The 22,158-nt window shown below is 72.6% G+C and carries 19 protein-coding genes and 1 tRNA gene; 10 read left to right on the top strand and 10 right to left on the bottom strand.

The genetic code is table 11. The annotated features are described in order from the left end of the window. Positions 1-100: 100 nt before the first annotated feature. Complete coding sequence (locus ACFY2L_RS06165; RefSeq protein ID WP_390821604.1) at positions 101-1,948, bottom strand: putative bifunctional diguanylate cyclase/phosphodiesterase; 1,848 nt, start codon at positions 1,946-1,948, stop codon at positions 101-103. A gap of 316 nt (positions 1,949-2,264) precedes the next feature. Between ACFY2L_RS06165 and ACFY2L_RS06160 the strand changes: the two genes are divergently transcribed. Next, entirely contained in the window at positions 2,265-3,533 is a 1,269-nt protein-coding gene (locus tag ACFY2L_RS06160; RefSeq protein ID WP_390660121.1) for a M6 family metalloprotease domain-containing protein, read from the top strand. A 120-nt stretch (positions 3,534-3,653) separates the two neighbouring features. On the opposite strand, the gene ACFY2L_RS06155 is transcribed toward ACFY2L_RS06160, so the two are convergent. The 7 genes from ACFY2L_RS06155 to ACFY2L_RS06125 all read right to left on the bottom strand — a co-directional run bounded on the left by ACFY2L_RS06155 (position 3,654) and on the right by ACFY2L_RS06125 (position 10,028). After that, positions 3,654-3,727 (bottom strand) — tRNA-Lys (locus tag ACFY2L_RS06155). Then, on the bottom strand, positions 3,718-4,290 hold the full coding sequence (locus ACFY2L_RS06150) for a bifunctional DNA primase/polymerase (RefSeq protein WP_390821603.1): 573 nt from the start codon (positions 4,288-4,290) through the stop codon (positions 3,718-3,720). The genes ACFY2L_RS06155 and ACFY2L_RS06150 overlap by 10 nt, the downstream gene beginning before the upstream one ends. Positions 4,291-4,434: 144 nt before the next feature. Further along, positions 4,435-4,803: a hypothetical protein gene (locus tag ACFY2L_RS06145; protein WP_390660119.1), complete on the bottom strand. Its 369-nt coding sequence runs from the start codon at positions 4,801-4,803 to the stop codon at positions 4,435-4,437. 163 nt (positions 4,804-4,966) lie between these two features. Beyond that, positions 4,967-6,307 (bottom strand): AAA domain-containing protein, encoded by a 1,341-nt coding sequence (locus ACFY2L_RS06140; RefSeq protein WP_390660118.1) that lies wholly within the window; start codon positions 6,305-6,307, stop codon positions 4,967-4,969. Beyond that, positions 6,304-7,893: a hypothetical protein gene (locus ACFY2L_RS06135; RefSeq protein WP_390660117.1), complete on the bottom strand. Its 1,590-nt coding sequence runs from the start codon at positions 7,891-7,893 to the stop codon at positions 6,304-6,306. The genes ACFY2L_RS06140 and ACFY2L_RS06135 overlap by 4 nt, the downstream gene beginning before the upstream one ends. Before the next feature lie 43 nt (positions 7,894-7,936). Further along, positions 7,937-9,076 carry a hypothetical protein gene (locus ACFY2L_RS06130; RefSeq protein ID WP_390660116.1) on the bottom strand — a complete coding sequence of 380 codons (1,140 nt, stop codon included), beginning with the start codon at positions 9,074-9,076 and terminating at the stop codon, positions 7,937-7,939. Then, complete coding sequence (locus tag ACFY2L_RS06125; RefSeq protein WP_390660115.1) at positions 9,027-10,028, bottom strand: phosphatase PAP2 family protein; 1,002 nt, start codon at positions 10,026-10,028, stop codon at positions 9,027-9,029. The genes ACFY2L_RS06130 and ACFY2L_RS06125 overlap by 50 nt, the downstream gene beginning before the upstream one ends. Before the next feature lie 224 nt (positions 10,029-10,252). Here ACFY2L_RS06125 and ACFY2L_RS06120 point away from each other — a divergent pair, with 224 nt between their 5' ends. Then, a complete protein-coding gene (locus ACFY2L_RS06120; RefSeq protein ID WP_390660114.1) occupies positions 10,253-10,849 on the top strand; it encodes a histidine phosphatase family protein in 597 nt (198 codons plus the stop codon). A gap of 240 nt (positions 10,850-11,089) precedes the next feature. Here ACFY2L_RS06120 and ACFY2L_RS06115 read toward each other — a convergent pair whose 3' ends face one another. Then, entirely contained in the window at positions 11,090-12,586 is a 1,497-nt protein-coding gene (locus ACFY2L_RS06115; RefSeq protein WP_390821602.1) for a hypothetical protein, read from the bottom strand. Between the two features lie 266 nt (positions 12,587-12,852). Between ACFY2L_RS06115 and ACFY2L_RS06110 the strand changes: the two genes are divergently transcribed. Together ACFY2L_RS06110 and ACFY2L_RS06105 are read left to right on the top strand one after the other, a co-directional pair. After that, positions 12,853-13,257 (top strand): hypothetical protein, encoded by a 405-nt coding sequence (locus ACFY2L_RS06110; RefSeq protein WP_390821600.1) that lies wholly within the window; start codon positions 12,853-12,855, stop codon positions 13,255-13,257. 93 nt (positions 13,258-13,350) lie between these two features. Then, positions 13,351-14,223 (top strand): spermidine synthase, encoded by an 873-nt coding sequence (locus tag ACFY2L_RS06105; protein WP_390660111.1) that lies wholly within the window; start codon positions 13,351-13,353, stop codon positions 14,221-14,223. A gap of 108 nt (positions 14,224-14,331) precedes the next feature. On the opposite strand, the gene ACFY2L_RS06100 is transcribed toward ACFY2L_RS06105, so the two are convergent. After that, the gene (locus ACFY2L_RS06100; RefSeq protein WP_390821599.1) at positions 14,332-14,838 is read right to left on the bottom strand and encodes a hypothetical protein; all 507 of its coding nucleotides are present in this window, start codon (positions 14,836-14,838) and stop codon (positions 14,332-14,334) included. Positions 14,839-14,959: 121 nt separating this feature from the next. On the opposite strand from ACFY2L_RS06100, the gene ACFY2L_RS06095 reads away from it, so the two are divergent. From ACFY2L_RS06095 to ACFY2L_RS06070, 6 genes are all read left to right on the top strand, one after another. Beyond that, complete coding sequence (locus ACFY2L_RS06095) at positions 14,960-15,667, top strand: response regulator transcription factor (protein ID WP_390660109.1); 708 nt, start codon at positions 14,960-14,962, stop codon at positions 15,665-15,667. After that, positions 15,664-17,034, top strand: a complete 1,371-nt coding sequence (locus ACFY2L_RS06090) for an ATP-binding protein (protein ID WP_390821598.1) — start codon at positions 15,664-15,666, stop codon at positions 17,032-17,034. The genes ACFY2L_RS06095 and ACFY2L_RS06090 overlap by 4 nt, the downstream gene beginning before the upstream one ends. A gap of 235 nt (positions 17,035-17,269) precedes the next feature. Then, positions 17,270-18,742 (top strand): cellulose binding domain-containing protein, encoded by a 1,473-nt coding sequence (locus ACFY2L_RS06085; RefSeq protein ID WP_390821597.1) that lies wholly within the window; start codon positions 17,270-17,272, stop codon positions 18,740-18,742. A 207-nt stretch (positions 18,743-18,949) separates the two neighbouring features. After that, positions 18,950-20,266, top strand: coding sequence for an ABC transporter substrate-binding protein (locus ACFY2L_RS06080; RefSeq protein ID WP_390660106.1), 1,317 nt, complete (start codon positions 18,950-18,952; stop codon positions 20,264-20,266). Positions 20,267-20,286: 20 nt separating this feature from the next. Then, positions 20,287-21,264 (top strand): carbohydrate ABC transporter permease, encoded by a 978-nt coding sequence (locus ACFY2L_RS06075; RefSeq protein WP_390660105.1) that lies wholly within the window; start codon positions 20,287-20,289, stop codon positions 21,262-21,264. Continuing rightward, positions 21,261-22,145 (top strand): carbohydrate ABC transporter permease, encoded by an 885-nt coding sequence (locus tag ACFY2L_RS06070; RefSeq protein ID WP_390660104.1) that lies wholly within the window; start codon positions 21,261-21,263, stop codon positions 22,143-22,145. Before ACFY2L_RS06075 ends, ACFY2L_RS06070 begins: the two co-directional genes overlap by 4 nt. The last annotated feature ends 13 nt before the right edge of the window (positions 22,146-22,158 follow it).

Below are 22,158 nucleotides of genomic sequence, written 5' to 3'. Positions count from 1 at the left end.
CGGCGCGACACCCCGGCCACCGGTGGGACGGCTGCGGACGACCGAGCCCGCCCCCCCGTCTCGGCGGCGGGCCGGCTGCCGACCGTCTGCCGACCCCGGCCTACGGGTTGCCGACCGCCTGGCGGTCCGGGCCCGAGGCCCGTAGTTCGGAGATGCGGTCCGGGGAGACCGCGCGGGAGTACAGCCAGCCCTGCCCGGTGTCGCAGCCGATGCTGCGCAGGCGGTTGGCCTGGGCGGCGGTCTCCACGCATTCGGCGGTGACGGTCAGGCCGAGCCGGTGGGCGAGGTCGATCATCGCCTCGACGACGACCTCGTCGGCCGGATTGGGCGCCGCGCCCGTGCCCTCGTACTGGAAGCCGCGCACGAACGACCCGTCCAGCTTGAGCACCGACACCGGCAGCCTGCTCAGATAGGCGAGGTTGGAGTAGCCGGTCCCGAAGTCGTCGATGGCGATGTGCACGCCCATGTCGCTGAGCGCCTGCAGGGCCTGCAGCGGCCGTCCGGCCGAGCCCATGACCGCCGACTCGGTGAGCTCCAGCTGGAGCAGATGCGGGGGCAGGCCCGTCTCCGAGAGGATCTCCGCCACGTCGGCCACCAGGTCGGAGTCCCACACCTGACGGACCGCCACGTTGACGCTGACGAACAGCGGCGGCTCGTCCGGGCGGTCCAGCTGCCAGGCGCGGGCCTGACGGCAGGCGGTGGCCAGAATCCAGCGGCCGAGCGGGACGATCGAGCCGTCCTCCTCGGCCAGCGCGACGAACCGATTCGGCGGCAGCGAGCCGAACCGGGGGTGGTCCCAGCGCACCAGCGCCTCGACCCCGCGCAGCCGCCCGTCCGCCATGCCGACCAGCGGCTGGTACTCCAGGCGGAACTCACCGCGCTCGATGGCGGGCCGCAGGGTGGAGGCGAGGGCCTGGCTGGTCATCAGATGCGCGTTGCGCTCCGGGTCGAACAGCGTCCAGCGGTCCTTGCCGTCCACCTTCGCCCAGTACAGCGTGGTGTCGGCGGCCTGCATCAGACCGGTCGCGGTGGTCCCGGCCGCGTGCCGCTCGACCACCCCGATCGACGCGGAGACGTTCATACGCTGCCCGGACAGGTCGAACGGCGCCTGGAGCGCCTTCAGCACGGACTCGGCGAGGTCGGCGAGCTGTTCGGTGCCCGTGGAGTCCTCCACCAGCAGGGCGAACTCGTCGCCGCCCAGCCTGGCCACCAGCGGGACGCTCGGCCGGTTCTGCCCGGCCTCCTTGGCGCAGTCCGTGAGCCGGTCGGCGACGGCGGCGAGCAGCCGGTCGCCGACACGATGGCCGAGAGTGTCGTTGACCGCCTTGAAACCGTCCAGGTCGAGATAGCACAGGCCGATCCGGCCGGTCCCGCTCTGCTCGTACGACTCCGCCTCCAGGGCGGCCGACACCCGCTCGAAGAACAGGGTGCGGTTGGGCAGCCGGGTCACCGGATCGTGCATCTGGAGGTGCCGCAGTCTCGCCTCTAGGTCGCGGCGGTCGCTGACGTCGGCGACCGACAGCAGCACCCCGGGCATGCCGTCGTCCAGCGGGGACACGGTGACCTGTGCCCACAGCGAGCGCCCGTCGGGGCGTTTCAGGCGCCGGATGCAGCGCAGTTTCGCCTGCCGGCCGCCGAGCACCTCGCGGTAGGCGTGCCAGGTGCGGGCGTCGGAGGCGAGATCGAGCAGGTCTGAGGCGACCCGCCCGACCAGGCCCGCGCCCTCGCCGCCGAGCAGCTCGCCGAGCGTCTGGTTGGCGTCCACGACCTGGCCCTCGCGATCGACGAGGGCCATGGCGAGGGGCGCAGCCGCGAACACGGAACGGTAGGCCGGGGGGTCGGATCCCTCCAGGCTCTCCGTACAAGTAGCTGCCTGACTGTCACGCTCCGTGACGGCGGACCGGTCGAGGTCTGCCGCGGGCGTCGGGCCTTCGGACGTTCCGCTCACCGCTCGCTCCCGCAGTGCACTCGATCGCTGTCCTGGCAGGAAAGTGTGCCGATCATAGATGCTGCCCCCGGAGTTGCGCAGCCACTGCCCAGTGTCCCGGAACACCCCGCCCTTCTGACAGATCGTTTCTGCCCGCAGGTGGACCGGTTCTGCGGGCGGCCGACCGCTTGTGACGTTCCGTGAGAATTCCGGGGGTGTCGGAATTGATGCCCGCTTTCTCCCTCCTCACTCTTCCGGGGCAGGCAAACAGGGCGTAGTGGGACAAATTCCCACAGGCTGAGGGCGGTGTCCCGTGAACCGCCCCCGGAGGTCCGAAGTGCCGCGACTCCTGCCGCGCCCCCGGCTGCGCACCACCGCGGCCATGTGCACCACCCTGTCGGCGCTCGCCGCGATCTCCCTGGGCACCGGCCCCTCGATCGCGGAGCCCTTCTCGACGGAGCCCTGCGCGCTGGAGCGCACCGACGCCCACCACTCCGAGGGCCTCGACACCTGGAACACCGCCTACCCGCGCCCCACCCGCGCCCTCGACGCGGTGATGATCTTCCTGTCCTTCCCGGACGGGGCCCCGGCGACCACCCCCGCCGAACTGGCCGCCGACCACTTCCCGGCCACCAGCCGCTTCTTCGAAGAGGCCTCCTACGGCAGGTTCGCCCTGCGCGCGCACCCCCTGGAGCACTGGATCGGCATGCCGAAGCCGTCCACCGCGTACGCCATACAGCGTGACTGGAACGCCGACCGCCGCGCCGCCTACCTGCACGACGCGCTCGCCGCCGCCGACGGCGAGGTCGACTTCTCCCGCTACGACGTCGTCTACTTCGTCGCCGACCCGGACGCGCCCGGCGTCGACTCCGACGCCACGAAGGTCGTCAACCTGGAGGTGCCCCTGCACGCCGACGGCACGGACATCCGCCGTGTCGTCACGGTCTTCGAGAAGCACCCCCCGGACCGGCTCGTGCTGGCCCACGAGACCGGGCACGTCTTCGACCTGCCCGACCTCTACCACCGCCCGGTCGACGGCAAGGGCGACTGGGACACCTACGTCGGTGACTGGGACCTGATGGGCAGCCAGTTCGGCCTCGCCCCCGATCTCTTCGCCTGGCACAAGTGGAAGCTGGGCTGGCTGGCACCGCGCCAGGTGGTGTGCGTGTGGAGCGCGGAACCCACCCGGCTCACCCTGGAACCGCTCGGCGCCGGACCGGGCGTCCCCGTCGCCGATGCCTCCGGCGCACCCGCGTTCGGGCTCGGTGACGGCGTCAAACTGGCCGTGGTCCGCACCGGCCCCGGCACCGCCCTCGCCTTCGAGGCGCGCGGGCCCGTCGGCAACGACCACGCGGCCTGCCGCTCCGGCATCCTCGTCTACCGCGTCAGCAGCGACGCCCAGTCCGGCCGCGGCCCGGTCGAGGTGATCGACGCCCACCCCGGCACCGAGGCCTGCTGGGAGTCCTCCGTCTATCCGCCCCTCGCCGACGCGCCCGTCGCCCTCGGCGAGACCTTCACGGTCCCGGGCGACGACGTACGCGTGGAAGTGGAGGACCGCACGCCCTCCGGAGCCTGGACGGTGAAGATCACCGGACCCAGGGTCTAGGCCGTGTCCGCAAAGTCCCGCCCTGCGGGCGAACGGCGGGACTGTGCGGACACGACCCAGGCCGCCTGGATCGGCGCACGCGAAAGGCCCCCCGCTTTCGCGAGGGGCCTCTGCCGTCTGTGCGCCGCCAGGGACTCGAACCCCGGACCCGCTGATTAAGAGTCAGCTGCTCTAACCAACTGAGCTAGCGGCGCCTGCTGACGTCGTAGACCTTAGCATCCTGGTCGGCGGGAGGAAAAATCGATATCCGCACGGCCGCGCGGGCCGCTCGGACGGCCGCCCAGAGCAGGACCTCGGGGCCCGGCAGCCAGGGCTGACGGCAGTCCGGGGCGACCACCCAGCGGGTGGGGCCGTGCTCCTGCGCCGGGGTGAGCGCGGGCACGGTCACCGCGTCCCCGGTGCCGTGGCACAGCAGCGGCGGCACGGATCCCGTACGGCCCTCCCGCCGGCCGTGGGCGCCCCACTCCTCCCACTCCAGCAGCGAGGGCAGCCGCTGGGCCGTGCCCGGCGCGGCGAACAGCAGCATCCGCCCGCGGAACGCCGCCACCGGTCCCGAGCCCGGCCCCTCGTCCCACAGCCGGTCCAGCATCAGCCGCCCGAACATCGCGGGCGCGCTGACGACGTCGAACACGGAGCCGCAGGGCAGCACGACCGGGGCGTGCGGCCGCTCGTCCCACAGGGCGAGGGTGCTGCGCGGATACGTTCCGGCGGAGGCCAGCCAGACGGCGCCGTCCGCGGTGACACATGCGCTGCTCATGCCGACTGGTCTACCGGCTGTGAGGAGGTGATTCCCGAGAGTTGCCGAAAAGCGGGACAGGGGGCCGGGAGGGCGGGTATCTTGCCCGCCTGGCATATGCCGGGTGAGGTTGTGCGGTCACCCCTGTCCCAGGCGTCCCCCACGTCACACCGGGTCGACGTGCCCCCGGCCCTCCACGTCCCCGCGCAGCAGATCCCGGCCGAACTCGACCATCTTCTTGGCGTAGTCCTCGGTCCACTCGGCCCGCTCGGCGATGTCCGCCGGTGTCAGCCGGTCGAACCGGCGCGGATCGGCGAGCTGGGCCGCCGCGACGGCCTGGAACTCCACCGCCCGGTCGGCCGCCGCCTGGAACGCCACCGTCAGCTCCGTCGCGCGCGCGAGCAGCGCGCCCGGGTCGTCGATCGACTCCAGATCGAAGAAGTGCTCAGGATCACCGGCCGCCTCCGCCGGCTCGAAGAGCAGGGGCGCGGGGCGTAGCCGCGGTTCGTTCCGACGCGGCGTGGGCTCCGCCATGTCTTCTCCTCCTCGTACGGTTCGGATGCCGACCGCCTTCCATTGTCCCCCGGTGGCGCAAGAGGCCGTCGGCCCCGGAGTCTCAAGGCTTCCACGCCACGCGATGTTCCCCGAGATGCGCCGGCACCGCGCGATGGCTGCCGGACAGGTGCTGGAGCGGCGGTCAGGGACGCCAGGCCACCCGGTGCTCGGACCAGTGATCCCATGTGGACATCATTGCCTCCCATCCGTCCGGGAACTTCACGAGCGTGCCCAGCTGGACCGGCTCCGTCGACGGATAGTCGTCCAGCAGGTCGCTCACCCCCGCCCGGCAGACCACGACGCACGCGTGCCGGTGGCGGGAGGCCAGGACGCACAGGCGGCCCGTCTCCAGGTGGAAGGCGGTGGCGTCGGGGCGCCCGGAGAGGGGGTGGAGGATCACCGTGACGTCGAACTCCATCCCCTGCAGACGGTTCGCGGTGTCCACCGTGACGTCCCGGACGCCCAGCTCGGCCAGCGCCGCCCGCACGGCCGCCGCCTGGTCGCGGTGCGCGGTGCCCACGGCGATCCGGCCGGCGGTCAGCGGGGTCGGCTCCGGCGAGCGCTCGGAGACGGCCGCGCCGCCCCGGTCCAGCAGCCGCCGTACGACCGTCGCGACCGCCCGTACCGCCTCGGGGTCCGTCCGGGGGGTGTGCCGCGCGGGCAGCTCCAGCAGCCCCCAGCCCGACTCCGCCGCCTCGTCGATCACCCGGTCGGGACCGGAGCCGTCCGAGGGGACGCCGAAGGCCAGCCGGCGGTCGCCGTGGCCGGTGCCGCTGCGGAACGGGGTGTACGGGTAGAAGGCGTCCGAGACCAGCGGGGCCGCCGACGCCGGGAGCCGCCAGGACACCGGCAGCCGGTGCTGCGGCAGCCGCGGGTTGTGCGCCAGCAGCGTCGTCACCGCCGAGGCCGACGGGTCGTACGACAGGCCCGCCCACTGCTCGCTGCCCACGATCGCGAACGGGTCCAGCTGCCCCGGGTCGCCCACGAACAGCGCCCGCTCGAACAGACCGGCCACGGCCAGCAGCCCGTCCGACCGCATCTGGTACGCCTCGTCCACGATCGCGTGCCGCCACGGCTCGTCGACCTTCACATGCGCCCACTTGGCCGCCGTGGAGATGACGACCGGAAGGCCGGTCAGCTCCCCGGCCTTGGCCGACTTCCTCACCTGCGGCAGCCCGTCCAGCGCCTTGTCGTACGGGTCGGCGTCGCTGCTGTGCAGCCGGCCCACCGGCAGCTCGGGGTTCTTCTCGGCGAGCCGCAGCACCAGGTCGTCGACCTGCGCGTTGGTCTGCGCGACCACCATCAACGGGCGCCCCGCGTCGGCGAGTTCCAGTGCCGCCCGGACGACGAGCGTGGACTTGCCCGCGCCGGGCGGGGAGTCGACGACCACCCCGCGCGCGGTGCCGTGCAGGGTGTCGCGCAGGATCGCGTCGGTGGCGCGGGTCGCGGCGGTACCGGGGTCGAAGACGGCCTCGGTGGTCACAGCAGGTCCTCCTGGGTGACGGAGTCGGGGGCTTCGGGCGTCTGCTCGCCGGGCGGTCCGCCGTGCGTCCACGGCGTCTCCTCCGGGTCGGGCAGCCGGGCGCCGCCGCGCTGCTCGTGCTCGAAGAGCGTGAAGCACAGCAGATCGCCCTTCTCGGGCACCGACCCCTCCTCGGGCTCCTTGCCGCGCCCCATCCTGTCGACGACGCGCAGCACCACCAGGCCCTCGTCCGCCCGCTCCACGAACTCGGCCGCCTGCGGCTTACCGCCCAGCGACCGGTACACCTTCGCCCGCTCCCCGAGATGCGGCCGGTCGTCCGTGCGGACGGTGACCAGCGGGCGGGGGCTGGGGCGCTTGCTCTCGCTGTACGCCATGACGACGTCGACGACCTCGCCCGCGAACGCCTCCCCGGCCAGCCGCCGCCCCGCCATCACCAGCGGGTCGTCCAGGGCCTCCTGGGCTTCGAGCCGGGCCTGCTCACGCTCGCGCGTGGCCAGTTTGTTCGCGGCGGTCACCGCGTCGTCGCGGCGCGGCTGCGGGGGCTCCCCCGCCACGACCCGGTCGCGGTGGCCGGTGAACGACCAGCGGTCGCGCGTCCACCGCTCCTCGACATGCGCCCCCTCGGGCAGTTCCCGCAGCAGGTCGAGGCCCCGCCACACCGCCTCCCAGGTGGGCAGCGTCCGGCTGAGCACCAGGTCACGGATCTCCCGCTCGGCGGCGGTCAGCGCGCCCAGCCGGTCGTCGGCCTCCAGGCCGTCCTCGGCGGCCGCGAGGGCGGTGCGCGCGCGGTCGTAGCGCTCGATGGCCGGGGCGAGCAGCTTGTTGTCGAAGGCCGGGTCGGTGGCCGGACCGGCCGGCGGGCACAGCAACTGCCCGGCGGCGTCCCGGGCGAGCTCCGCCCGCTGGGCGGCCTGTGCCCCCCGCTCGCCCTCCGGCGGGTCGATCCAGGCGAGCAGCGCCCCCAGGTGCTGGTCCTCCAGGCTGGACTGCCCGGTCGCCCAGTGCCGGCCGAGCACCTCGGTGAGCGCGAGGAGCAGCGACGAGCCGGGCACCCGGGCCCGCTCCCCGAAGTGCGTCAGCCACCGGCCGAGCAGCGGCACGCGCGGGGGTGCCGGATGCGGCGTCTCCGGGTCCTGCTCCGCCGTACGCCGGAAGCGCATGGAGCGGCCCAGGAGGCGTACGTAGTCGACGCCCGCGCGGCTCGGGACGATCAGCTGGGGGGCGTCGGCGCACAGCTCGACCTCGACCTTGACACGCTTGCCGGTCTCCGGGTCGGTCTCGTTGCGCTCGGCGGCCTCCACGGCCTCGGCGTGGGAGTCGATGTACGGCAGGACGACGTCGGCCAGTTCGGCCAGGAACGCGAACCTGAGGTCGCGGTCGCGGGGCTGCGGTACGACGAGCAGGCGCGGCGCGTCCCGGTCGGTGCCGACCAGCGCGCCGAGCGGGGCGCCGGCCTCACCGGCGGTGGTGAGCGGCACGAAGACCAGCGGCCGGTCGGACAGATGCCGGTGCCGGACGGTGGCGGCGGGCTGGGCGCGGCCGGTGGCCACGGCCTCGAGACGGGCGAGGGTGGTGATCAGTGACACGGGGGCACCTCCGGGCGGGCGCCCCGGCGACGGACGGCGAGGGTCACCGGGCGACACCTCCCGCCGTCACACGGCCCAGTGCCTCGGCGCGCAGCGCGGCCGCTCTCCGGAGCGCCGCCACCGCAGGGTCGTCCGGGTCGCCGGTCTCGCCGCGCGCGGCGGCCAGGACGTCCTCGACGGTGGTCAGGCCGCCCAGGTCGGCGCGGACCGAGCGGCCCAGGGTGGTCACCGCGCCGGCCCCGCGGGAGCGGTCGCGGCAGTGGAACGCCAGCTCGCAGGCGGCCAGGCACTCCGGCGCGTAGGTCGCCGGCACGGACTCCACGGCCGCCGTGAGCTGCTCGGCGGGCAGCTCGGGGGAGAAGCAGGTGCCCTGGGGGAGGGCGTCGGCGATGTCCTGGATGCGGGTGAGCCGGGCCAGCTGGCGGCTGGTGACCGCGCGCTGCTTGCGGATGTCCACGGCGGAGGCGGTGGGCAGGTTGGAGAAGTCCTTGGGGCAGACGAGGAGGATCCGGTGGCGGACCTCGGGCGCCGGGTCGAGGCGGGCGGCGACCTCCTCCAGGGCCAGCACGTACACGGCGGCCTGGCGGGCGGCGGCGCCCACCTTCGCCGGGTCCGCCGAACCGTCCAGCATCGGGAAGGACTTGATCTCCACGACCGTCCAGCTGCCGTCCGGGTGCACCACCACCGCGTCCGGCTCCAGGAAGGCCGGGGAGCCGGCGACGTCGAGTGCGAGCATCGGGTGGTCGAGGAACGTCCAGGTGCCGAGGGCGTGCTCGGTGGCCTCGCGCAGCGCCAGCGCCGTACGCGCCGTGCGGCCTTCGGGGCCGGCGGCGGCGAGGTCGGGGGTGCTCGCGGTGGCGGGCGGCTCGGCGCCGGGGTCCAGCCGCTCGTGGACCAGCCGCAGCAGCTCCGCGCCGCCGTCCGCCTTCACCTTCGCCTCGAACGCGTTGCCCCGGGTGAGGGCGAACTGGGACTGACCGAAGGCCGCCGGGGAGCCCAGGGCCCCCGCCAGCGCCGCCTTGTTCACCCCGGCGCCGTCGAGGATGGCGCGGCGCTTGCAGCCGGGGTTCGCGGCGAGGGCCGCGAGCGCACGGGCGTCCAGCGCCTTGGCCGGTACGTCGGGGCCGCGCAGCTCAGCGAGCCGCTGCCGGAGCGCCGTCCCCCGCGTCCGAGGGGGAGGCACCCGGCTCGGTTCCTGGCCCGAACCGTGACTCGCGCTGCCATGGAATTCGCTCACCCGTCGAAGTCTGGCATCCGCCACTGACAATCGAGGCAGGTGTGTCCCGGGAGTCCACCGTGACGGCGGCCGCGGCCGGGGTCGGGGCACCCGTCGAGAGGGACGCCGAGAGGGCGGGAACACGGGCCGCGAACGCCGTCCGGAGCCGGTCCGAGGTCCGCATCACCAGCGGCGTCAGCAGCAGCCCGGCCGCCATCACGGCCGCGCCCGCGACCGCGTCGAGGAAGTAGTGGTTCGCGGTGCCCATCACCACGATCGTCGTCAGCAGCGGGTAGAGCACGGCCGCCGTCCTCGCCGCGCGCGTGCGGCCGTGGCGCCACAGCATGATTCCGCACCACAGGGACCAGCCCACGTGCAGACTCGGCATGGCCGCGTACTGGTTGGTCATCCCGCCGAGCCCGCGCGGTGCGCTCGCCTCGCCTCCCCACCAGCCCCATGAGCTGTACTGGGCCATCGTGTCCACGAAGCCGTGCTCCGCCGAGAGCAGGCGGGGCGGGCAGGTGGGCAGGAGGGTGAAGCCGATGAGCCCCATGAACGTGGACGCCATCAGCCAGGTGCGGGCCGCCCGGTAGTGCAGGGAGCGGGAGCGGAACAGCCAGACCAGGATCACCGGGGTCACCAGGTAGTGCAGCGACGCGTACCAGAAGTCGGCCGGGACGCCGATCCACGCCTCGCTCCTGAACAGGCGGTTCAGCGGGTGCTCGGCGTTGATGCGCAGGACCTTCTCGATGCGCAGGATCGCCAGGCCGTGGTCCACGGCGGTGCCGACGTCCCCGCGCGCGAGCAGCCGGCCCGCCGAGTAGCAGGCGTACACCAGCAGGATCAGGGGCAGCTCGGTCCACCACCGCAGCCGGATCCTCGGGGCCACCTCGGTGCCCGGTGTCTCGGTCTGCGGCATCCGATCGCCTCCCCCTTCGTGTCGCTGACTGGTCGCTGCGGTTCCCGTGGCGCGGGACGTGTCACTTTACGGCGTATGTGCGCGCCCTCTCGGGGCGCCCCCGGCCCTCAAAGACGCTGAGATCGCCCGCCGGGTTGCCCCGTCTCAGGGTGAGCGATGATGGAGGGGTTCCGCCTCTGTTTTCTCCCCTGATCCGTCCCAGGGTTTCCCCGGAAAGGTCCCCCATGGCACCGCGCATCCTGCTGGCCCGGCACGGACAGACGGAGTGGTCGCTGTCCGGAAAGCACACCGGCAGGACCGACGTTCCTCTCCTGGAGGAGGGGCGGCGGGGGGCGAAACTGCTCGGCGAGCGGCTGCACCGGACGCCGTTCGACGGGCTCCCGGACGTCGAGATACGCACCAGCCCGCTGGCACGCGCGCGCGAGACGTGCGAACTCGCCGGTTTCGGCGAGCGGGCCGAGCGCTGGGACACGCTCATGGAGTGGGACTACGGCGCGTACGAGGGCATGACCCCGGCCGGCATCCAGGAGGTCCGGCCGGGCTGGCTCATCTGGCGCGACGGCGTTCCCGAGGGGGAGTCCCTGGCCGAGGTGACCGCCCGCGCGGACGAGGTCGTCGCCTGGGCGCGGTCGGCCGACCGGGATGTGCTGGTCTTCGCGCACGGGCACATCCTCCGGTCCATCGGGGCGCGGTGGCTGGGGCTGCCGCTGGACTTCGCGGCGCGGATCCGGCTGAATCCGACCTCGCTGTCGGTGCTGGGGTGGGCCTACGGGGAGCCGGCCATCGAGAGCTGGAACGACCTGGGGCACTTGGCGGGCTAGTCCGCGGGGGTTGCTGTCGGTGTGGGGTCCGCTCGCCGCGCTCGCGGGGTGCCGCCTGCGCCCACCCGTGCCGCCCCAGCGGCACGACTGCCCGCAGGCTGGGGCGTTATCAGGCTGGGGCGTTCTGGGGACCGACCCGTGCCGCCCCAGTGGCACGACTGCCCGCAGGCTGGGGCGTTATCAGGCTGGGGCGTTATGGGGACCGACCCGTGCCGCCCCGGTGGCACGACTGCCCGCAGGCTAGGGCGTTCTGGGGACCGACGCGTGGCGGTCCAGGAACTCCTGCACCCCGCTCGCCCGCCGGTGCGGCGCCAGCACCCTCGCCGTGCCCGCCAGCATGCCCTGGATCCGCGAGGACTGGACCTGGCCCAGCAGGTCCAGCACCCGCATCCCGGCCACCGCGGCCTCGTCGGGCCGGCCGCCCCGGGCCAGGTCGTCCGCCAGCTCGGCGGTGTACAGCGCGATGTTGCGGGTGAAGTGCGGGTCCTGCAGATCCGCCGCCCGCCTGGCGTGCCGTGCCGCACGGGTCCAGTCGCCCAGGGTGGACCAGCACTGCGCCTCGAGACCCGCCAGCTCGGCCTCGCCGTAGAAGCTCATCCACTCGGGATCGGCGTCGGAGGAGCCCAGCTCGTAGAGGGCGTGCGCCCGGACCAGGGCCTGTTCGCAGCCGGCCCGGTCGGCGAGCCCGGCCCAGCCGCCGGCCTCGCGCAGCGCGAGCAGCGACATCAGACGCGGTGAGCCCAGGGGACGTGCGACGCGCTGGGCGGCCTGCGCGGCGCGCACCGCCTCGCGGGGGCGCCCCGCGTCGCGCGCGAGGAACGAGGTGTTGCAGAACGCGTGCGCCTCCAGCGCCTCGTCGCCGGTCACCCGCGCCGTGGCGAGGGCCTCCGCGTAGTGCGAGCGGGCGTCGTCGAAGCGGCCCGAGTCGTGCGCCAGCCAGCCCACGGAGATCGCGAGTTCCCCGGCCCCCGAGTGCAGCCGGTCGGCGGTGGCCTGCCGGGTGGTGCCGGCGTCAAGGAGTGCGTAGGCCGCGCGGAGCGGGGCGGCCGCACGCCGGTAGAGGCCGTCGGCGCCGTGCCGGTCGTCCAGCAGGCGGATCCTGCGGACCGCTTCTTCGAGGGCGCCCGCCTCGCTCGACCCGACGCGGCGCGCACGGCGCTCCGCCACCGGGGCGAGGGGCGTCTCCCCGCTCGAGCGGAGCCGGGAGTGGGGGAGCCCGAGCCCCAGGGGGCCCAGCGAGGCGGCGGCCACCGTGGCGCCTCCGCCGGTCATGAATGCGCGACGCAGCACGTCGCTCTCCTCGTGGTCGTGGTGCGTGTCGTACGGGTCCTGCGTGTCATACGGTTCGCACGCCCCGCGTGTCTCACCGGCCTCCCGCGCCTCACCGAGGGTGAGCGCCGGGGTCGTGAGGTGCGCGCAGGGCGCGTCGTCGGCGGCGCGGGCCCCGCGTCCGCGGACGGAGGCGCGGGGCGCGAACCCCAGGTCGGTGAGTGTCCGGCCGGGGAACATGTGCAGGAACACCCGCTCGTACGCGTAGTTGGGACAGCGGATCTCCCCCGCCTCGACCCGCCCGATGTAGCGCGCGTCGCAGCTGACCCGCTCGCCGATCTCGCGCGCGGCCCGTCGTACCAGTGCGGCGAACTCGGCCGGCGAGCGCTGTCCACGCAAGTGCCGGAAGGCGAGGTTGGGCCGTGGTGGCCGGTTGGGCCGGGGTGGGGTCACCGTTGACGACGCCATGGCCGGGTCCTCTCGTGCGAACCGTCGAACCATGCCGGGATCAGGATGAGTTCACCGCTTTTCGGCGGTGATCACCCTGATGTCCGGCGAGCAAGAACGTACCTGCTGCGTTCGGCCCGCCATGCTGTGTTTGGCTACAAACCGGATTTCTCATCCCGGATCTGCCATGAACTGCCATCCTTTGTGGCTGACTTCCGCCGTAGCCGTTGACGCGGTGGTGCGTTGAGTGCTGTGGACGACAAGCGGGCTGCGCGGTGGAGGCCGGGATGGACACCAGCCAGAGCAACGATCCTCGTACGCCGTCGGCGGCGGCGGTGCCGTCGGGCGCGGGGTGCGACCTCGTGACGGTGCCGACTCGGCAGGGGCTGGAGGCGGTCGACATCCTGCGCCGGGGCGCGGGGGAGACGGTGGGGCCGGTCCTGCACGACGACGGCGAGGACACCCTCGGCTTCCTGGTGCCGCCCGGCACCGCGGCCGCCTGGGACGTCCCGGGGAGCGTCTGCACGGAGACCGACGGGCACCGGCTGAGACCCGACCCCGGGCCCCCGGTGGCGAGCTCGGACTGGCTGGTGCCGCCCGGCGAGGCGGACCTCGCGACGGACCCGGCGGTGCTGCGGCGGGCGCTGGGCGAGGCGGCACGGATGATCGAGGCGGCGGACAGCTGCCGGTGAGCCCGCCCGCGGGCGGGCTCACCCGCGCACGCGGGGCGCCGGACCCCTGCCGGGGGTGCGCGCGGTGACCCCGCCGCCTGCGAAGATGCCCCCATGGCGAAGTCCAGGAACACCCGGCGTGAGCGCGGCGCCGACGCGGCCGCCGTCGTCGAGGCCGTCGACGGCGGACTCGCGCAGCTCCTGCCCGACCGGGACCGGGCGCGCGCCTTCACGCTGCTCATCGACGGGGCGCCGCAGTCGCACGTCGACCTCGACGACCCCGCGTACCTCTCCTTCGAGTACCAGCGCCGCCTCGGCCACGTCATCGACCTCGCCGCACCCCCCGGCCGGCCGCTGCACGTCGTCCACCTCGGGGGCGGCGCGTTCACGCTCGCCCGGTACGTGGCCGGCACCCGCCCCCGTTCCACCCAGCAGGTCGTCGAGCGGGACGCGGCCCTCGTCCGGCTGGTGCGCCGGGAACTGCCCCTGGACCCGGGGGCGCGGATCAGGGTCCGGTCGACCGACGCGCGGGAAGGACTCGGCAAGGTGCCGGACGGATGGGCGGACCTCGTCGTCGCCGACGTCTTCAGCGGCGCCCGCACCCCCGCCCACCTCACCTCGGCCGAGTTCCTCGACGACGTCCGCAGGGCGCTGAAGCCCGGCGGTTTCTACGCCGCCAACATCGCCGACGGCCCGCCCCTGGCCCATCTGCGCGGCCAGATCGCCACCGCCGCCGCCCGCTTCGCCGAGCTCGCCCTGGTCGCCGACCCGGCCGTGCTCCGGGGGAAACGGTTCGGCAACGCCGTGCTCCTCGCCTCCGACCTCCCCCTGCCGATCGCCGAACTGACCCGCCGGGCCGCCTCCGACCCGCACCCCGGCCGGGTCGAGCACGGCAGGGCACTGACCGACTTCACCGGCGGTGCCGTCCCGGTGACGGACGCGGCCGCGGTCGCCTCCCCGGCGCCACCGCCGTCGGTCTTCCGCTAGGCCCTGTCCGGCGGATCGCACCGAGGACTGCCGGCGGATTCGCACCGAAGACGTGGGGCGGGCCCGGCCGGCGGCCCCGGCGTGGTGGGTTTTGTTGGATTCCGGCTGTCAGAACGTCTGTACGTCGACCCGGGGCGGACCGTCGTGCCAGGTGCAGAAGACCGACACCCGCTGCGCGCCCGAGGAGAAGTCCACCCGGATCCAGGACTCCGTCTTCCACACCTGGACCGACCAGCCGGCCGCCGGGGTGGCGGACACGAGGGTCGCGTAGGTCCGGTCCAGGTCGAGGACGACCCGGCCGCCCTCGGTCTCGTAGCTCTTGACGGTGCCGGAGGAGGCGCTCTTCGACGGGGCCGGGGCGACGGGCGTGCGGCTCGGCTTCGGGGACGGGGCCGACCGGGACGGGGTGGGCGAGGAGGACGGGCGGGCGCTGGGGGAGGGCAGAGGTCCGGAGTTCCGGGTGGCCGAGGTCGCGTCCCCCGCCGTCAGCGGCAGGGCCCGCGGAGGGTCGTAGGCCGTGCCCGCCATCACCGTGTGGACACCCCACCACGACAGCGTGACCGCCGCGCCGGTGGCGAGCGTCCAGGCCAGTACGTGTACGAGTCCTCTGCGCATCGCGGCCATCTTGCCCCACCCGCCCCACGGGTGTCGCACGGGCGGCCCACCGGTTGTCCACAGAAGGGGAGTTGTCCACAGGCCCCGGCCGGTCTCCTCCGCATGGCGTACGGTGCGGCGCATGGCAAGTGTGCTCGTGGTCGAGGACGACCAGTTCGTCCGCTCGGCGCTCATCCGGCATCTGACCGACGCCTCGCATCTGGTGCGCAGCGTCGGGACGGCGCTGGAGGCGCTGCGCGAGGTCGCCCATTTCCGGTTCGACGTGGTGATCCTGGACCTCGGACTGCCCGATCTGGACGGCTCCGAGGCCCTGAAGATGCTGCGCGGCCTCACCGACGTGCCGGTCATCATCGCCACCGCACGCGACGACGAGACGGAGATCGTCCGCCTGCTGAACGCGGGCGCGGACGACTACCTGACCAAGCCGTTCTCGGTGGAGCACCTGTCGGCGCGGATGGCGGCGGTCCTGCGGCGGTCTCGGTCCGGCGCCGCGGAGGCCGCGCCCTCCAGCGTCATCCGGGTCGGCGGCCTGACCGTCGACCCGCTGCGCCGCCAGGCCGACCTGGACGGCGTACGCCTCGACCTGACCCGCCGTGAGTTCGACCTGCTGGCCTTCCTGGCGGGCCGGCCGGGGGTCGTCGTCCCGCGCCGCGAGCTGCTCGCCGAGGTGTGGCAGCAGTCCTACGGCGACGACCAGACCATCGACGTCCATCTGTCCTGGCTGCGGCGGAAGCTGGGGGAGACCGCGGCCCGGCCCCGCTATCTGCACACCCTGCGGGGCGTCGGCGTGAAGCTCGAACCACCGGGGGAAGCGGGGCCCGCGCGATGAGATGGGCACTGGTCAAGGTCTGTCTGGCGGTCACCACGATGGTCGTGGTCGCCTTCGCCGTCCCCCTCGGTCTCGTCGTCAAGGAGATGGCCCGCGACCGCGCGTTCTCCAACGCCGAGCGGGAGGCCGCCGTGGTGGTCCCTGCCCTGTCCATCACCACCGACCGGGACCAGCTGGAGCGGGTGGTCGCCTCCGCCGGCTCGGACGACGGGATGGCCGTGCACCTGCCGGCGGGCGACGGCCGGACCGCCGTCGACCTGGGCCGGCAGCGTGCCGCCGACGCCGACATCGCCGCCGTACGGAAGCTGGGCCGCGCCTCCACCGCCGAGGTGCCCGGCGGCTCCGCGTTGCTCCAGCCGGTCGCGCTGAGCCTGGGGACCGTGGTCATCGAGGTGTATGTCCCCGAGTCCGAGGTCACCAACGGGGTCGGCACCGCGTGGGCGGTACTGGCGGCCGTGGGTGTCGCGCTGGTCGTCGGCTCGGTCGCGGTCGCCGACCGGCTGGGCGTCCGGATGGTGCAGCCGGCGCGACGACTGGTCGAGGGGGCGTACGAGTTGGGGGAGGGGAAGCTGGGATCCCGGGTCCCGGAGGAGGGCCCGAACGAACTGCGCCTGGCGGCGGTGGCGTTCAACGCGATGGCCAACCAGGTGGTGCAACTCCTGGCGAACGAGCGTGAGCTGGCGGCCGATCTGTCCCACCGCCTGCGCACCCCCCTGACGGTGCTCCGGCTCAACGCGGCCTCACTCGGCGACTCCCCGGCGGCCGAGCAGACCCGGACGGCGGTGGCCCAGCTGGAGCGCGAGGTCGACACGATCATCCGCACGGCGCGGGAGGCCAAGCCGCAGACGACGGCCCTCGGGCCCGGGGCCGGCTGTGACGCGGCCGAAGTGGTCCGGGAGCGGATGGCGTTCTGGTCGGCGCTCGCGGAGGACGAGGGCCGCAAGGTCCGCACGGCCGGTGTCGACCGTCCGGTCCGCATACCCGTGGCCCGCGCCGACCTGGCCGCCGCCCTGGACGCCCTCCTCGGCAACGTCTTCCGCCACACCCCCGAGGGCACCGCCTTCGCGGTCGACGTGCACAACGGCGAGGACGCGGTCATCGTCCTGGTCTCCGACGCGGGCCCCGGCATCCCCGACCCCGAGGCGGCGATGGCCCGCGGCCGCGGTTCGGGCAGCGAGGGCTCGACCGGCCTCGGCCTGGACATCGTCCGCCGCCTCGCGGAGTCCACCGGCGGGGACGTGCGCATCGGCTCGTCGGTGCTGGGCGGCACCGAGGTGCGGATCTGGATACAGCTGGACGGCCGCGAGCCCGTGCGCAGAGGACACCGGGGCACCGTCCGCCGCCGCAGACGGGTACTGGCCCGGTGACGCCGGCCAGCGGCGCGGGGAGATCGACTTCGATGCCGATGCGCGTGAACTCCAGGGGCAGGAGCGGCGGGACGTCCGAGGACGCCTGACGGGGCGCGACCTTTAACCGCCCCCGATGCCTTGCTTAAGCGCACCCTAAGATCCCCAACTCCCGCCCGTATCAGGCGCTTTGCCCCATTCGGGCTCGCTAGCGTGCTGCCGCACCCCACCCCTGAGCAGTGAAGGCAGGCACGTCATGAGCACGCATCGGCGCAAGATCAGTGGCAGGAACAAGGTCATCGGGGGTGCCGTCGCCGCGGCCGTCGTGGGCGGCGGGGCCGTCCTCGTCACCGGGACCGCGCAGGCGGCCGGGGTCGGCGCCGCGTACACCCGGACCAGCGACTGGTCCACGGGGTACACCGCGCAGTACGTCGTCACCAACAACAGCGGCCGGGCGAAGGCGGACTGGAAGCTGGAGTTCGATCTGCCGTCGGGCTCCGGGCTCGGCTCTCTCTGGAACGGCGAGTCACGGGTGAGCGGCCGGCACGTCACGGTGACCCCGCCGAAGTGGGACACCGACGGCCTGGCCGCGGGGGAGTCGGTCACCGTCGGCTTCGTGGTCGACGGGGCCGGGGATCCGGTGGGTTGTCGGGTCGACGGGGCCGCGTGCTCGGCGGACCAGGGGGCCACGCCCGAGCCGAGCGGGCGGCCCACGCGGCCCGCGACGCCCACGCCCGGCGGGACGGTCACCGCCTCTCCCGCGCCGGGCACGAGCACGAGCGCCGACCCCAGCCCCAGCACCAGCACCAGCGCCGGGCCCGGCACGGGCACCACCGCCTCCGCCGGCTTCGCGCCCTACGTCGACACCTCCCTCTACCCCGCCTTCGACCTCCTCGCGAGCGCCGCCGCGACCGGCGTCAAGGACTACAACCTGGCCTTCGTGACCGACGGCGGCGGCTGTACGCCGAAGTGGGGCGGGGTGACCGACCTCGCGTCCGACGGGGTGGCGTCGCAGATCGGCGCGCTCCGGGCCAAGGGCGGCGACGTCCGCGTCTCCTTCGGCGGCGCCAGCGGCTCGGAGCTGGCCACCACCTGCTCCTCGGCCGACGCGCTGGCGGCGGCGTACGGGAAGGTCGTGGACGCCTACCGGCTCACCAAGGTCGACTTCGACGTCGAGGGCGGGGCGCTGCCGAACGCCGCGGCGAACACACGCCGGGCGCAGGCCGTCGCCAAGCTCCAGCAGCAGCACCCGGGGCTGGACGTCTCCTTCACACTCCCCGTCATGCCCGAGGGCCTGACCCAGGACGGAGTGAGTTTGCTCTCCGCCGCAAAGGCCAACGGTGTGAAGGTCGCCACTGTGAATGTGATGGCCATGGACTACGGTCCGGCTTACAGCGGCGATATGGGCACATATGCCGAACAGGCGGCCACCGCGACGCAGGCACAGGTCAAGAGCGTGTTCGGGCTGAGTGACAGCGCTGCCTGGAAGGCGGTCGCGGTCACCCCCATGATCGGGGTGAACGACGTCGCCTCCGAGGTCTTCAAGGTCGAGGACGCCACTCAGCTCGTCGCCTTCGCGAAGTCGAAGGGGCTCGCGTGGCTGTCGATGTGGTCGGCGACGCGGGACAGGCAGTGCCCCGGCGGGGCCAAGAACCAGGCCGACGCCACCTGCAGCTCGATCGTCCAGGACGACTCCGCGTTCTCGAAGGCGTTCGCGGCCCTCAAGTGATCAAGGAAGACGGCCGTAGGTGATCAATCGGACGATCAAGGTGTGTCGATTACGTTTCGACAAATGAAGCCGACGGCTCTTGACGCATGACCGGACATACGGCTGTTATTGCGCCACCCGATGTTCGGTCAAGTTGATTTCTGGTCGATTAAGACCGGAAGTCTTCAGCCAGCCCTCATGGCCGAACCTTGCTGTCAGGAGCCGCACATGCACGACCTCTCCCCCTCCGGCCGCCTCGCCCTCCCCTCCCCGAGCCGCCGCACCCTCCTGCGCGGCATAGGCGGCGCGGCCGTCCTCGGCGCCGGCATACCGCTGCTGTCCGCCTGTGGCGGCAGCGGCACCTCCTCCGACCCGAAGACCGTCACCCTCGGCTCCAACGCGTCCGACGCGGTCCCGAAGAAGGCCTTCGCCGAGATCTACGCGGCCTTCAAGAAGCAGTCGGGGATCACGGTCGACGTGAACACCAAGGACCACAACACGTTCCAGGAGCAGATCAACTCCTACCTCCAGGGCACCCCGGACGACGTGTTCAACTGGTTCGCCGGCTACCGCATGCAGTTCTTCGCGGCCAAGGGCCTCACCAGCGCCGTCGACGACGTGTGGGCGAAGATCGGGGACAACTTCCCCGACGCGATGAAGAAGCTCAGCAAGGGCGCGGACGGCAAGTACTACTTCGTGCCGCTGTACACGTACCCCTGGGCGCTCTTCTACCGCAAGAGCGTCTTCGAGCAGCACGGCTACACCGTCCCCACCACCTGGGACCAGCTCGTCGCCCTGTGCAAGCAGATGAAGAAGGACGGGCTCACCCCGATCGCGTTCGGCGACAAGGACGCCTGGCCGGCGATGGGCACCTTCGACCAGATCAACTTCCGGCTCAACGGCTACGACTTCCACGTCGAGCTGATGGCGGGCAAGGCCTCCTGGACCGACGCCAAGGTGAAGGCCGCCTTCGACCACTGGGCCGAGCTGCTGCCGTACCACCAGGAGGGCTCGCTCGGCCGCACCTGGCAGGACGCCGCCCAGACGCTGGTGTCGAAGAAGGCGGGCATGTACCTGCTGGGCTCCTTCGTGGCGCAGCAGTTCACGAACAAGGCCGACCTGGACGACCTCGACTTCTTCGCCTTCCCGGAGATCAACTCGGAGTTCGGCCAGGACACCGTCGAGGCGCCCACCGACGGCTTCATGGTCAGCAAGAGCCCGAAGAACAAGGAGGGCGTCGCCAAGCTCCTGGAGTACCTGGGCACCCCGGAGGCCGAGTCGATCTACCTCAAGGCCGACTCCAGCGTCGTCGCCGCCTCCAGCAAGGCCGACACCTCCTCGTACACCGCCCTGCAGAAGAAGGCGTACGACATGATCAGCGGGGCGAAGAGCCTCACGCAGTTCATGGACCGCGACAGCCGCCCGGACTTCACCTCCACGGTGATGCAGCCGGCCCTGCAGAAGTTCGTCCGCGACCCCAAGGGGATCGACAGCCTGCTCACCTCGATCGAGCGCCAGAAGAAGACGATCTTCGCGTCCTCGTGAGCGAGGGTCCTTCCAGCGACATGAGCATCGACACCACGAAGACCCGGGAGGCGGCCGCCGTGCCGCCTCCGGGCGCCGCATCCCCGAAGAAGCGGGTCGCGCAGGGCCACCGGCGCCTGCTGACCCGCCGCGACCGGCTCACGCTCGGCCTGATGGCCGGCGTGCCGACGATCCTGCACGTGACCCTCGTCTGGGTCACGGCCCTCGCCTCCATCGCCCTTGCCTTCACCACCTGGGACGGCATCGGCTTCGACTCCATCACGTGGGTGGGGCTGGACAACTTCAAGGAGCTGTTCACCAACAACCCGCAGTTCTGGCCCGCCGTCCAGCACAACGTCGTCTGGTTCGTCGTGCTGATCCTGATCCCGACCCCGCTCGGGCTCTTCCTCGCCGTCCAGCTGGACAAGAAGATCCGCTTCAGCCGCGTCTACCAGACCGCGTTCTTCCTGCCCGTCGTGGTCTCGCTGGCGGTCACCGGGTTCGTCTGGCAGCTGGTCTACAACCCCGACACCGGCCTGATCAACAGCATCATCGGGGCCAACCAGCCCGGCCACTACATCGACTGGATCGGCGACCCGAACCTCAACCTGTGGGCCGTCCTGGTCGCCGCCTGCTGGCGGCACACCGGCTACATGATGATCCTCTACCTGGCCGGCCTGAAGGGCGTCGACCCGTCCCTGCGCGAGGCCTCCTCGCTGGACGGCGCCAACGAGTGGCAGACGTTCAAGAACGTCATCTTCCCGACCCTGCGCCCCACGAACACCGTGGTGCTCGTGGTGACGATCATCGAGGCGCTGCGCGCCTTCGACCTCGTCTTCGTCTTCAACAAGGGCGCCCAGGGCACCGAACTGCTCTCGATCCTGGTCACCAACAACATCATCGGCGAGTCCAGCCGCATCGGATACGGCTCCGCGATCGCCGTGGTCCTGCTGGTGATCTCCCTCGCCGTGATCATCCCCTACCTGATCTCGACCTTCCGGAAGGAGCGGAGCGCATGAGCACCACCGTGACCCTGACCAAGCGCACGCCCGTGCGCCCCGCCCGGATCCTGCTGCACGCCTTCCTCGTCGTGACGGCCCTGGCCTGGCTGGCCCCGCTGCTGTGGGCGCTGTTCGCGGCCCTGCGCCCCTACGCCGAGACCAGCGAGAAGGGCTACGTCTCCTGGCCCGACAAGCTGAGCCCGGACAACTTCACCAACGCCTTCCAGCAGTCCGACATGCTGCACTACTTCGGGAACACGCTGCTCATCGCGGTCCCGGCGGTGCTGCTGACGCTGCTGCTGTCGTCGATGGTCGCCTTCTACGTCAGCCGCTTCGACTTCCGGGTCAACCTCTTCCTGCTGCTGGTCTTCACGGCCGGCAACCTCCTCCCGCAGCAGGTGATCATCACCCCGCTGTACCGCATGTACCTGCTCATCGACCTGCCCGGCATCACCATGAGCGGCAAGCTCTACGACTCCGCGCTCGGCCTGGTCCTCATCCACGTGGCGTTCCAGTCCGGCTTCTGCGCCTTCGTGCTGAGCAACTACATGCGCATGCTCCCGCACGAGCTGACCGAGGCCGCCCTCGTCGACGGCGCCTCCGTGTGGCGCCTGTACTGGCAGATCGTGCTGCCGCTGTGCAAGCCGGCGATGGCCGCCCTGGCGACGCTGCTGTCCATCTGGATCTACAACGACTTCTTCTGGGCGATCGTGCTGATCTCCACCGGCGAGAACATGCCGATCACCTCGGCCCTCAACAACCTCTCCGGTCAGTACTTCACCGACCCCAACCTGGTCGCCGCCGGTGCCCTGCTCACCGCGATCCCCACCCTGATCGTGTACTTCGCGCTCCAGCGCCAGTTCGTCAGCGGCCTCACCCTCGGCGCCAACAAGGGCTGACGCCCCCCTTCGC

The organism is Streptomyces sp. NPDC001381, from assembly GCF_042895685.1.
Taxonomy (GTDB): Bacteria; Actinomycetota; Actinomycetes; order Streptomycetales; family Streptomycetaceae; genus Streptomyces.
The sequence above is the reverse complement of the archived record's forward strand: the minus strand, read 5'-3'. Positions and strand labels throughout refer to the sequence as shown.